10 protein-coding genes are annotated in these 12,498 nt (G+C 60.8%); all 10 read left to right on the top strand.

What is annotated here, in order from left to right:
• Positions 1-6: 6 nt before the first annotated feature.
• The 10 genes from CLU91_RS15810 (at position 7) to CLU91_RS15765 (ending at position 12,350) form a co-directional block, all read left to right on the top strand.
• Positions 7-687, top strand: coding sequence for a response regulator transcription factor (locus CLU91_RS15810; RefSeq protein WP_099761503.1), 681 nt, complete (start codon positions 7-9; stop codon positions 685-687).
• Positions 688-843: 156 nt separating this feature from the next.
• A complete protein-coding gene (locus CLU91_RS15805) occupies positions 844-1,551 on the top strand; it encodes a transposase (RefSeq protein ID WP_100874919.1) in 708 nt (235 codons plus the stop codon).
• 194 nt (positions 1,552-1,745) lie between these two features.
• Complete coding sequence (locus CLU91_RS15800) at positions 1,746-6,446, top strand: glutamate synthase-related protein (RefSeq protein ID WP_100874918.1); 4,701 nt, start codon at positions 1,746-1,748, stop codon at positions 6,444-6,446.
• Between the two features lie 69 nt (positions 6,447-6,515).
• Positions 6,516-7,979, top strand: coding sequence for a glutamate synthase subunit beta (locus CLU91_RS15795; protein WP_100874917.1), 1,464 nt, complete (start codon positions 6,516-6,518; stop codon positions 7,977-7,979).
• Between the two features lie 240 nt (positions 7,980-8,219).
• Positions 8,220-9,029 (top strand): ABC transporter ATP-binding protein, encoded by an 810-nt coding sequence (locus CLU91_RS15790; RefSeq protein ID WP_099764359.1) that lies wholly within the window; start codon positions 8,220-8,222, stop codon positions 9,027-9,029.
• Positions 9,026-9,811 (top strand): lipid asymmetry maintenance ABC transporter permease subunit MlaE, encoded by a 786-nt coding sequence (gene mlaE / locus CLU91_RS15785; protein WP_100874916.1) that lies wholly within the window; start codon positions 9,026-9,028, stop codon positions 9,809-9,811. Before CLU91_RS15790 ends, mlaE begins: the two co-directional genes overlap by 4 nt.
• A gap of 79 nt (positions 9,812-9,890) precedes the next feature.
• The gene (mlaD, locus tag CLU91_RS15780) at positions 9,891-10,361 is read left to right on the top strand and encodes an outer membrane lipid asymmetry maintenance protein MlaD (RefSeq protein ID WP_100874915.1); all 471 of its coding nucleotides are present in this window, start codon (positions 9,891-9,893) and stop codon (positions 10,359-10,361) included.
• Entirely contained in the window at positions 10,358-11,242 is an 885-nt protein-coding gene (locus CLU91_RS15775; RefSeq protein ID WP_100874914.1) for an MlaA family lipoprotein, read from the top strand. The genes mlaD and CLU91_RS15775 overlap by 4 nt, the downstream gene beginning before the upstream one ends.
• Positions 11,243-11,314: 72 nt before the next feature.
• Positions 11,315-11,950: an MlaC/ttg2D family ABC transporter substrate-binding protein gene (locus CLU91_RS15770; protein WP_100874913.1), complete on the top strand. Its 636-nt coding sequence runs from the start codon at positions 11,315-11,317 to the stop codon at positions 11,948-11,950.
• A gap of 52 nt (positions 11,951-12,002) precedes the next feature.
• Complete coding sequence (locus tag CLU91_RS15765) at positions 12,003-12,350, top strand: STAS domain-containing protein (RefSeq protein ID WP_034753819.1); 348 nt, start codon at positions 12,003-12,005, stop codon at positions 12,348-12,350.
• Positions 12,351-12,498 lie beyond the last annotated feature (148 nt).

Below are 12,498 nucleotides of genomic sequence, written 5' to 3'. Positions count from 1 at the left end.
GTTGCAATGACGAAAATACTGATCGTCGAAGACAATCTGGAGTACGCCGAAGACATGGCGGAGTTTCTCGTTGAGCTCGAACATGAAGTCCATATCACCAGCTCCGCTGGCGGGATGTGGACGGCGTTGAGCCATGGCAATGTCGGCGTGGTGGTGCTGGACCTGGGCTTGCCCGACGAAGACGGCTTCAACGTCATCCCCCGCATGCGCCAGCTGTATCCGCAAATTGGCGTGCTGGTGCTGACGGGGCGTGTCGCTTTCGACAGCCGCATCCTCGGTTTGCGCCTGGGCGCCGACCATTATCTGACCAAGCCGATCAAGTTTCCCGAACTGGCCGCCCACATCGAGGCGCTCGACCGCCGCGTCGGGCCGCAAGACCCCGTGCCCGAGCCGGGCAAGTGGACCCTGAAAGTAAGCGCTCGCCAACTTGAACTGATGGGCGCCGTGATTGCCCTGACGGAAAAAGAATTCAACTTCCTGCATTTGCTGACCATCAATACCCGCCCCGTGCCGCGCGACGTCATCGTGGCCGGCATGGGCGGCGAAGATCCCGATGCGGGCCGCCGCGTCGACATGCTCGTGTACCGGCTGCGCAAGAAAGCCAAGACGGGCCTGGGCCAGGACTTGCCGCTGCGCAGTGCGTATGGCGAGGGTTACAGCCTGTCGGCCAGTTTTAATCTGTCCTGATCCCCGATGCCAGCCACCCGCAAGCGTGGTGGCTGCATAAAAGGGACAGAGTCCATCATTTTCCCGCGTATTTTCAATAAAACAGGGTCAGAGTCGCTCCAGCTACCTCAGAGTGTGTAAAATCAAGGCCTTAGCCTTCATTTTGCGACTTTCCCCATGGCCCGTTTGCCCCGCCTCATCATTCCTGCACTGCCCCATTACGTGATCCAGCGCGGCAGCAACCGCCAGCCCGTGTTCCAGGATGCGTTTGATTACGCCCAATTCCTCTCCTGGCTGAAAACGGGCGCGAAAATGTTCAAGGTGGCCATTCACGCCTACGTTTTGTTGCCTGATCAGCTACATTTGCTAGCCACGCCCAGCGATGCGACGGGGCTGGGGCAGCTGATGCAGTGGCTGGGACGCTATTACGTGCCGTATTTCAACCAAAAATATGGCCGCGAAGGTGCTTTGTGGCAGGGACGCTACAAAACGGCCGTCATCGATGCCGACAATTTTTTCCTCACTTGCTGCCGTTACCTGGAATGCGTGCCCGTGCAAACGGGCCTGGCGGCCCAGGCGCTCGACCATACGTGGTCGAGCTATGCCCACCATGCCGGTGTGCGACCCGACCCCGTCATCACCGACCACGCGCTGTACTGGGCGCTGGGCAATACGCCGTTCGACCGCGAGGCCGCGTATCGGCGCCTGTTCGAGCAGGGACTGGGCAGCAGCCAGGTGAAAGTGGTGGAAGAGGCTGTATTGAAGGGCTGGCCGCTGGGTTCCGACGCTTTCAAGCAGGCGCTGGAGCAGAAAATGCAGCGCCAAGTGCTGCCAGCCAAGCGGGGCCGCCCTCGAAAAATCGTGGCTGACGCGGCCGCGAATTAAAAAGCATTCGCATTTAAAACAAAAAATGGTTCCTTTCCGCGCTTTTATTGAAATTGCTTCGACTATGTCCCTATTAAATTTTTAGAGCGGCAGAATCAAATTTAATCCGACTCCGACCCTAATTGTTGTAGTTGAGTTTTTTGTTGCGTTGCACTACTCTAGGTTTTCGATACTCATATGCAGCGGAGAAGCCCATGAAAGCGCAAGGCCTGTACGACCCAGCCAATGAACACGATGCCTGCGGCGTCGGTTTCGTCGCCCATATCAAGGGCAACAAGACCCATTCGATCGTCGAACAGGGTTTGCTGATACTGAAAAACCTCGATCACCGGGGCGCCGTGGGCGCCGATGCGCTGATGGGCGATGGTGCCGGCATCCTGATCCAGATTCCCGACCAGTATTACCGCGAAGAAATGGCCAAGCAGGGCGTGGAATTGCCGCCGCCTGGCGAATACGGCGTGGGCATGGTCTTCCTGCCAAAGGAACACGCGTCGCGCATCGCTTGCGAACAGGAAATCGAACGCGCCGTGCGCATCGAGGGCCAGGTCGTGCTGGGCTGGCGCAACGTGCCGATCGATACGGACATGCCGATGTCGCCCACCGTGCGCGCCAAAGAGCCCGTCATTCGCCAGATCTTCATCGGCCGCGGCCCGGACATCATGGTCACCGACGCGCTCGAGCGCAAACTGTATGTGATCCGCAAATCGTCGGGCCACGCCATCCAGGCATTGAAACTGCTGCACGGCAAGGAATTCTTCGTGCCGTCGATGTCGGCGCGCACGATTGTGTACAAGGGCTTGCTGCTGGCTGACCAGGTCGGCGTGTATTACAAGGACTTGCAGGATGCGCGCTGCATCTCGGCCCTGGCCCTCGTGCACCAGCGTTTCTCGACGAATACTTTCCCCGAATGGCCGCTGGCCCACCCGTACCGTTTGATCGCGCACAATGGTGAGATCAACACGGTCAAAGGCAACTTCAACTGGATGCGCGCGCGCGAAGGCGTGATGAAGTCGGCCGTGCTGGGCGACGACCTGCAGAAACTCTTTCCGCTGATCTATGAAGGCCAGTCCGACACGGCGTGTTTCGACAATGCGCTGGAACTGCTGTTGATGGCCGGTTATCCGATCGCCCAGGCGATGATGATGATGATCCCGGAAGCGTGGGAAAACCACACGACGATGGATGACAACCGCCGCGCCTTCTATGAATACCACGCGGCCATGATGGAACCGTGGGATGGCCCCGCCGCCATGGCGTTTACGGATGGCCGCCACATCGGCGGCACGCTGGACCGCAATGGCTTGCGTCCGGCCCGCTACATCGTCACGGACGACGACCTGGTGGTGATGGCGTCGGAATCGGGCGTGCTGCCGATTCCCGAGTCGAAAATCATCCAGAAATGGCGCTTGCAGCCTGGCAAAATGTTCCTGATCGACCTGGAAGCGGGCCGCATCATCGACGACCAGGAATTGAAAAACACTTACGCCAACGCCAAGCCCTATAAAGCGTGGATCAACTCGGTGCGCATCAAGCTCGACGAGATCAAGCTGGCCGAAGGACAAGCGAAACAGGACCGCGCGCACGGCGAAAAAGCCCAGCCATCCTTGCTGGACCGCCAGCAGGCGTTCGGCTACACGCAGGAAGACTTGAAATTCCTCATGGCGCCGATGGCCGTGGCCGGCGAAGAGGCGACGGGCTCGATGGGCAATGACTCGCCGCTGGCCGTCATGTCGAACAAGTTGAAACCGCTGTATAACTACTTCAAGCAGTTGTTCGCGCAAGTGACGAATCCGCCGATCGACCCGATCCGCGAAGCGATGGTGATGTCGCTCGTGTCCTTCATCGGTCCGAAACCGAACTTGCTCGACACCAACAACGTCAACCCGCCGATGCGCCTGGAAGTGGCGCAGCCCGTGCTGGGCTTTGACGACATGGCCCGTTTGCGCAACATCAGCGCCCACACGGGCGGCAAGTTCAAGTCGTATGAACTCGATATCTGCTACCCGCTGGCCTGGGGCAAGGAAGGCGTGGAAGCATGCCTGGCCTCGCTGTGCGCGGAAGCCGTCGACGCCGTGAAATCCGGCCACAACATCCTGATCGTCTCGGACCGCGCCATTTGCGCCGACCAGGTGGCGATCCCCGCGCTGCTGGCGACCTCGACCGTGCACCAGCACCTGGTAAGCAAGGGCTTGCGCGCCTCCACCGGCCTCGTCGTGGAAACGGGCTCGGCCCGCGAAACGCACCACTTTGCCCTGCTCGCTGGCTATGGCGCGGAAGCCGTCCACCCGTATCTGGCCATGGAAACCCTGGCCGAGATGGCGCATGGCTTGCCCGGTGACCTGTCGGGCGAGAAAGCCATCTACAATTACACCAAGGCGGTGGGCAAAGGCTTGATGAAGGTCATGTCGAAGATGGGTATTTCGACGTATATGTCGTACTGCGGCGCGCAAATCTTCGAAGCCATCGGCTTGAACAAGTCGCTGGTCGACAAATACTTCAAGGGCACGGCGTCGAACGTGGAAGGCATCGGCGTGTTTGAAGTGGCGGAAGAAGCGCTGCGCCTGCATGCGCTGGCCTTCGGCAACGATCCCGTGCTGGCGGACAAGCTCGACGCGGGTGGCGAATACGCCTTCCGCGTGCGCGGCGAAGACCATATGTGGACGCCGGATGCGATTGCAAAGCTGCAGCACTCCACGCGCAGCAACAATTTCTCCAGCTATAAGGAATATGCGCAAATCATCAACGACCAGAGCCGTCGCCACCTGACCCTGCGCGGCCTGTTCGAGTTCAAGCTCGACCCGACCAAGGCGATCCCGCTCGACGAAGTGGAACCGGCCAAGGAAATCGTCAAGCGTTTTGCTACGGGCGCGATGTCGCTCGGCTCGATCAGCACGGAAGCGCACGCGACCCTGGCAGTGGCCATGAACCGCATCGGCGGCAAGTCGAACACGGGCGAGGGCGGCGAAGATCCGAACCGCTACACGCAGGAATTGAAGGGCATCCCGATCCGCCAGGGCGACACCATGGCCTCCGTCGTGGGTGCCGAGCAGATCGTCGTCGATATTCCGCTGCAGGAAGGCGATTCCATGCGCTCGCGCATCAAGCAGGTGGCGTCGGGACGTTTCGGCGTCACGGCTGCCTACCTGAACTCGGCCGACCAGATCCAGATCAAGATGGCGCAAGGCGCGAAACCGGGCGAAGGCGGCCAGTTGCCAGGCCATAAAGTGTCGGAATACATCGCCAGCCTGCGCTTTTCCGTGCCGGGCGTGGGCCTGATTTCGCCGCCGCCGCACCACGATATCTATTCGATCGAAGACCTGGCGCAGCTGATCCATGACTTGAAGAATGCCAATCCGCGCGCTTCTATTTCCGTGAAACTGGTGTCGGAAGTGGGTATCGGCACGGTGGCCGCCGGCGTCACCAAGGCCAAAGCCGACCACGTGGTGGTCGCCGGCCACGACGGCGGCACGGGCGCCTCGCCATTGTCGTCCGTGAAACATGCGGGCACGCCATGGGAGCTGGGCCTGGCAGAAACGCAACAAACGCTGGTCTTGAACGGCTTGCGCAGCCGCATCCGCGTGCAGGCCGATGGCCAGATGAAGACGGGCCGCGACGTGGTCATCGCCGCCCTGCTGGGTGCCGACGAAATCGGTTTCGCCACGGCGCCGCTGGTGGTCGAAGGCTGCATCATGATGCGCAAATGCCATTTGAATACCTGCCCGGTGGGCGTGGCCACGCAAGACCCGGTGCTGCGCGCCAAGTTCTCCGGCAAGCCCGAGTATGTCGTCAATTACTTCTTCTTCGTGGCCGAGGAAGCCCGTCAATTGATGGCGCAGCTGGGCATCCGCACGTATGACGAATTGATCGGCCGCGTCGACTTGCTCGACAAATCGAAGGCGATTTCGCACTGGAAGGCGCAAGGCCTGGACTTCTCGGCCATCTTCTACAAGCCGGAAACACTGGATGGCCAAGCCTGCCGCCATGTGGAATTCCAGGACCATGCGCTGGAGAAAGCACTGGACCACAAGCTGATCGCGCAAGCGCGCGCGGCGCTGGAAAAGGGCGAACGCGTCTCCTTCATTTCGCCCGTGCGCAACCTGAACCGCACGGTGGGCACCATGCTGTCCGGCGAAGTGGCGAAGAAATATGGCCACGCCGGCTTGCCGGACGACACCATCCACATTCAATTGCAAGGCACGGCGGGCCAGTCGGCCTGCGCCTTCCTGGCGCACGGCATCACGATCGACCTGGTGGGCGAGGGCAACGATTACGTGGGTAAAGGCTTGTCGGGCGGGCGCATCATCGTGCGGCCCAATACCGAGTTCCGCGGCTGGGCCGTGGACAACATCATCATCGGCAACACGGTGCTGTACGGCGCCATTGCCGGCGAAGCCTTCTTCAATGGCGTGGCCGGTGAACGCTTTGCCGTGCGCAACTCGGGCGCCACCACGGTGGTCGAGGGCCTGGGCGACCATGGCTGCGAATACATGACGGGCGGCACCGTCGTGGTGCTGGGCAACACGGGACGCAACTTTGCGGCCGGCATGTCGGGCGGCATCGCCTATGTGTATGACCCGCTGGGTGACTTTGCCAGCAAATGCAACACGGCCATGGTCAGCCTTGACAAGGTCGTGTCGGCAGCGGAACAGCACCTTGACCGCGACGCCTGGCATACGCAGCACCGCGATGGCGTACCGGAAGCCGACGAGGTCATCCTCAAGCGCCTGATCGAACGTCACTTCAAGCACACGGGCAGTACCCGCGCCCGCGTCCTGCTGGACGACTGGGCCGCGGCGCGCGGCAAGTTCGTGAAGGTGTTCCCGAACGAATACAAGCGCGCGCTGATTGAAATGGCAGCTGACGCCGCCATGGAAGTCCAAGCCGTCGCCGCCTGAGCCAGCCGAGATGAATGTGAAGGGAGCGGCCACGCCGCTCCCGCCAGCTAAAAATACAAAGGAACTATCGTGGGTAAAATTACCGGCTTCATGGAATTCAAGCGCCAGGACGAGCACTATCTGGAGCCTGCCGCGCGCCTGAAGAACTACAAGGAATTTGTCTTGCACCTGTCGGACGCGCAAGCGACCGTGCAAGGCGCGCGCTGCATGGATTGCGGCATTCCCTTCTGCACCACGGGTTGCCCCGTGAATAACATCATTCCTGACTGGAATGATCTGGTGTACCGCGGTAACTACCGCGAAGCGCTCGACGTCTTGCATTCGACCAACAACTTCCCGGAATTTACGGGCCGCATCTGCCCGGCGCCGTGCGAATCGGCCTGCACCCTGGGCATCCACGAAGATCCGGTCGGCATCAAGTCGATCGAGCATAAAATCATCGACATGGGCTGGGAGCACGGCTGGGTCACGCCGCAGCCGGCAGGTTTTAGCACCGGCAAGAAAGTGGCCATCGTCGGTTCCGGCCCTGCCGGCCTGGCGGCGGCGCAGCAGCTGGCGCGCGCCGGCCATGCCGTCACCGTGTTTGAAAAGAGCGACCGGGTCGGTGGTTTGTTGCGTTATGGCATCCCCGACTTCAAGATGGAAAAATCGCACATCGACTTGCGCGTGAAACAAATGGAAGCCGAAGGCGTGGTCTTCCGCACCAGCGTCCTGGTGGGCAAGGATTTCCCTGCCCATGTGAACAACTGGGCCAAGGAAACCATTTTCCCGGAAGACCTGGAAAAAGAATTTGACGCCGTCATCATGGCCGGCGGCGCCGAGCAGCCGCGCGACTTGCCCGTGCCGGGCCGCGAACTGAAAGGCGTGCACTTCGCCATGGATTTCCTGCCGCTGCAAAACAAGGTCAACGCGGGCGACAAGCTCAAGGACCAGATCAAGGCGACGGGCAAGCATGTGGTGGTGATCGGCGGCGGCGACACGGGGTCCGACTGCGTGGGCACCTCGAACCGCCATGGCGCCGCCTCGGTGGCCCAGTTCGAACTGATGCCGCAGCCGCCGGAACAGGAAAACAAGCCGCTGGTCTGGCCGTACTGGCCGACCAAGCTGCGCACCTCGTCCTCGCACGAGGAAGGCTGCGAGCGCGACTGGGCCGTGGCCACCAAGCGTTTCGAAGGCAAGGGTGGCAAGGTGGAAAAGCTGATCGCCTGCCGAGTCGAATGGAAAGACGGCAAGATGAGCGAAGTGCCGAACTCGGAATTCGAAATGAAAGCGGACCTGGTCTTCCTGGCCATGGGTTTTGTTTCGCCAGTGCAACAAGTGCTGCAAGCGTTCGGTGTCGATACGGATGCGCGCGGCAACGTCAAGGCGACAACGGATGGCGCCGGCTGCTACCAGACCTCGGTGTCGAAAGTCTTTGCCGCCGGCGACATGCGCCGTGGCCAGTCGCTGGTGGTCTGGGCCATCCGCGAAGGGCGCCAGTGTGCGCGCGCCGTCGATGAGTTCCTGATGGGATCATCGCTGCTGCCACGCTAAGATTTGAGCTGGATCAAGCCAGGGCCACGGCGCGCGATGCGTCGTGGCCCTTGTTCTTTTCGTCATGCCGCCGTTTGTGGGGGCGGCGCATGTGCAGGCTCGCGTTTTTTACAATAAAATATCTGACTTTCGATTCATTAGTGTTGTATTCTCCCCCTGTCCCGGGCCGTGCGAGGGGGTGTCTCAGCAGAGGTTGGCGTTTCTGCACTACAATACGCCATTAAAATAGTGAGCTTCGTCGTGCCAAATCTTGTTGAGATCCGTGATTTACACTTTGCCTATGGAGAACGTTCGATTTTATCGGGCCTTCAAATGGATTTCCCACGTGGAAAAGTTGTGGCCGTCATGGGTGGCTCCGGCAGTGGCAAGACGACCGTATTGCGCCTGATCGGCGGCCAGCTGCGCCCCAGTTCCGGCTCCGTGAATATCGACGGCCAGATCGTGCATACGCTCAAAACCGACGAGTTATATCAAATGCGCCGCAAGATGGGCATGCTGTTCCAGCACGGCGCCCTGTTTACGGACTTGACGGCGTTCGAGAACGTGGCGTTCCCCCTGCGCGAACACACGGATCTGAATGAAGAGCTGATCCGCACTCTGGTGCTGATGAAACTGCACGCCGTGGGGCTGCGCAATGCGGCGCAATTGAAGCCGGCCGAGATCTCGGGCGGCATGGGCCGCCGCGTCGCGTTGGCGCGCGCCATCGCGCTCGACCCCGAACTGATCATGTACGACGAGCCGTTCGCCGGCCTCGACCCGATTTCCATGGGGGTGACGGCCAATTTGATCCGCAATCTGAACGATGCGCTGGGTTCCACGTCTATCCTGGTATCGCACGACGTGAAGGAGTGTTTCGCCATCGCTGATTATGTGTATTTTCTATCATCGGGCAAGATCGTGGCGCACGGCACGCCGGCCCAGATGGCCGTGTCGACGCATCCGTACGTCAAGCAGTTCGTCAATGCCGAGGCCGATGGCCCCGTACCGTTCCACTATCCGGGCAAGTCGCTGGCCGACGACCTGGGCTTGCACGCGGGAGCAGGCCGATGATCGCGCGTTTCCTGGCGGCGATCGGAGCATGGTTGCGGCGGTCGGTACAAGACCTCGGCTTTGCCGTGCGTTCGTTCTTCCTCATCATCGCCTCTTCGGGGGGCCTGTGGCGCCGTCCGCACTTGCTCGTCGAGCAATTGTTTTACATCGGCAGCCGGTCGGTGCTGATCATCGCCGTGTCCGGCCTGTTCGTCGGCATGGTGCTGGGTTTGCAAGGTTATTACACGCTGAGCACCTTTGGCGCGACGCAATCGCTGGGGCAGTTGGTGGCGTTGTCCTTGATGCGTGAACTGGGTCCGGTCGTTACGGCGCTGCTGTTCGCGGGCCGCGCCGGCACCTCGCTGACGGCGGAAATCGGCCTGATGAAGGCGGGTGAGCAATTGTCGGCCATGGAAATGATGGCCGTCAATCCGATCCAGCGCGTGCTGGCGCCCCGCTTCTGGGCCGGCGTGATCGCCATGCCTATCCTCGGCGGCATCTTCACGGCCGTCGGCGTCATCGGGAGCTACCTGGTGGGCGTCGTGCTGATCGGCGTTGATGAAGGCTCGTTCTGGTCGCAGATGCAGGGCGGCGTGAATATCTGGAAAGATATCGCCAATGGTACCTATGTGAAAAGCATGGTCTTCGGCATCGCGGTGACGTTCATCGCGCTGTTCCAGGGGTATCAGGCACAGCCGACGCCGGAAGATGTCTCCGGCGCCACCACGCGCACGGTGGTGATTTCGTCGTTGATGGTGTGGTGGCTCGATTTCATGATGACGGCGTTGATGTTTAGCAAGTAATTGCGGATCAGCCAACAACAGCTGGCCTGGGCAGGATGTTGCGCAGGCGGCAGCAAGTAAAAATTATTTAGGATTGTTTATGCAACGTAAATCTATAGATGTCTGGGTTGGCTTGTTCGTCTTGCTGGGTGTGGCGGCATTGATGTTTCTGGCGCTCAAGGCCGGCAATATGAGCTCGCTGTCTTTCAGCAAGACGTATACCATTAGTGCCAAGTTCGACAATATTGGCGGTCTCAAGCCGCAGGCGCCCGTCAAGGGCGCTGGCGTGGTGGTGGGGCGCGTGGCGGAGATCCGCTTTGACGACAAGACCTACCAGGCGCTGGTGAAACTCGACATCGAAGATGGCTACAAATTTCCGAAAGACAGCTCGGCCAAGATTTTGACGGCCGGTTTGCTGGGTGAGCAGTATATCGGCCTGGAAGCAGGCGGCGATCTGGCGAACCTGGCAGAGGGCGATAAGATTGCCCGTACTCAATCGGCCACAGTGCTGGAAGACCTGATCAATCAGTTCATCTACAGCAAGGCAGCGGAAGGAAAGGACAGCAAATGAGCGAGTCGACCAAACAATCCCAAGGCAGCCTGGCGCGTATCGGCCTGGCCCTGGCCATCGCCGCCAGCGTGAGCGCTTGCGCCACCGGCACCAATCCGCGCGACCCGCTGGAAGGGTATAACCGCGCCATGTTCAAGTTCAACGACACCGTCGACCAGGTGGCCCTGAAACCGGTCGCCACGGCCTACAAGAAAGTCACGCCATCGTTCGTGCAAACGGGCGTGGGCAACTTCTTCGGCAACTTGTCCGATGTGTGGAGCGCCGTGAACAATTTGCTGCAAGGCAAGGGTGAGGCGGGCTTGCAAGACGTCGTGCGCGTCAGCATGAACTCGACTTTCGGCATCTTTGGCCTGATCGACATCGCCTCGCAGGCGGGCATTCCGAAGCATAACGAAGACTTTGGCCAGACCCTGGGCTGGTATGGCATCCAGCCTGGTCCGTACGTGATGCTGCCGCTGCTGGGCCCGTCGACCGTGCGTGACACGGTGGCCCTGCCGCTCGATGTCACGGGCGACCCATGGCGCTACAAGGACCCTGTCTCGGTGCGCAATATCGGTACGGTGACGCGCATCGTCGACAAGCGCGCCGCGCTGCTCGACGCGACCAACCTGATGGAAGCGGCCGCGCTGGACCGCTATGAGTTCATCCGCGACGGCTTCCTGCAGGCGCGCGAAAGCAAGGTGTTCGATGGCGATACGGACCGCCGCGACCGTAAAGTGCCAAAAAACGACAGCAGCGATTATGCGCCGGAGTACGATGCGAAACCGCAGGCGGCCCCTGTGGAAGCCCCACCAGCGACCGCCGCGACCGACGTTGCGCCGGCGGACCTCGTAACATCTGGTAGCAATACCGTGGCCGCCGAGGCCAGGCTCCAGGAGTAAACTCCGGTACAGAAACACCACGGCTGCGATCAACGCCAGCCGGTGCATAGCAACACCATGAAAGGTAGAACCATGAAATTGATGAAACAATTGCTGGCGATGGCGACCATCGCCTTTGCCACCGCCGCCCAGGCTGCCCCCGCGACGGAAGCGCCGGACGTATTGGTCAAACGCATCAGCCAGGACGTGATCGACACGGCCAAGGCCGACAAGGCGATCCAGGCGGGCGATATCAAGCGCGTCACCGAATTGGTGGAAAGCAAGATCTTGCCGTACGTGGATTTCCAGCGCATGACGGCCCTGGCCGCCGGCCGCTTCTGGCGCGATGCCACGCCGGACCAGCAAAAGCAGCTGTCCGCGGAATTTCGCACCTTGCTGATCTACACGTATTCGGGCGCCCTGTCGCAGATCAAGAACGAAACCGTGGAATTCAAGCCGATGCGCGCCGACCCGAGCGACACGGAAGTGGAAGTGCGCTCGCAAGTCAACGTGGCGCGCGGCGAACCCGTGCCCCTGAACTACCGCGTGGCGAAAACCCCGTCCGGCTGGAAGATCTATGACATCAACGTGCTGGGCGCGTGGCTGGTGGAAACGTACAAAAGCAGCTTCGCCAGCGAGATCAGCAAGGGCGGCATCGATGGCCTGATCAAGACCTTGCAGGCAAAAAACAAGGCCCTGGCCAGCCGTCCGACCGTCAAAGCCAAATAATCGGCTATCATATAGCTCCTGAACCAGCTCCAGACCAGCGCAGCCCGACGCCATGCCCGACTCTCTCGACACCTTGCAGTCCCTGACTTCCCTGACCGTGCACAATGCCACCTCGGCATTGGAGCAGGGTCTGGACGCCATCCGCTCGGGTCAGACCAAGTTCGACTTGCGCAACGTCAAGGCCGTCGATTCGGCCGCCGTGTCCGTCATGCTGACGTGGCAGCGCGCCGCGCAGGATGCGGGCGCCGTGCTGGAGCTGAAAAACCTGCCGAACAACCTGAAGAACCTCACCAAGCTGTATGGCGTCTGCTCGCTCGTGTCGAGCACGTTGACGGCCGACGACTGCGCCAGCGCCGGCGGCCACGCCGAACGCAGCCCGTCCGACCTGCATCATCATTGATCCTGTCCCACTCCCCGCATCAGCAGTAGCTTTCAAGCCGGCAGGCCAGCAGCGCCGCCGGATTGATCTCCAAGTGTTCCACGAATTTTCCAACTATAATTGACTGTTGCGCCGCCCTCGTCTGAAGGGGGCGCCCTGCACCGGCCAG

Origin of the sequence: Janthinobacterium sp. 64 (assembly GCF_002813325.1) — a bacterium.
Classification (GTDB): domain Bacteria; phylum Pseudomonadota; class Gammaproteobacteria; order Burkholderiales; family Burkholderiaceae_D; genus Janthinobacterium.
Note: the sequence above shows the minus strand (reverse complement) of the source record. Positions and strands in the feature narration are given on the sequence as shown.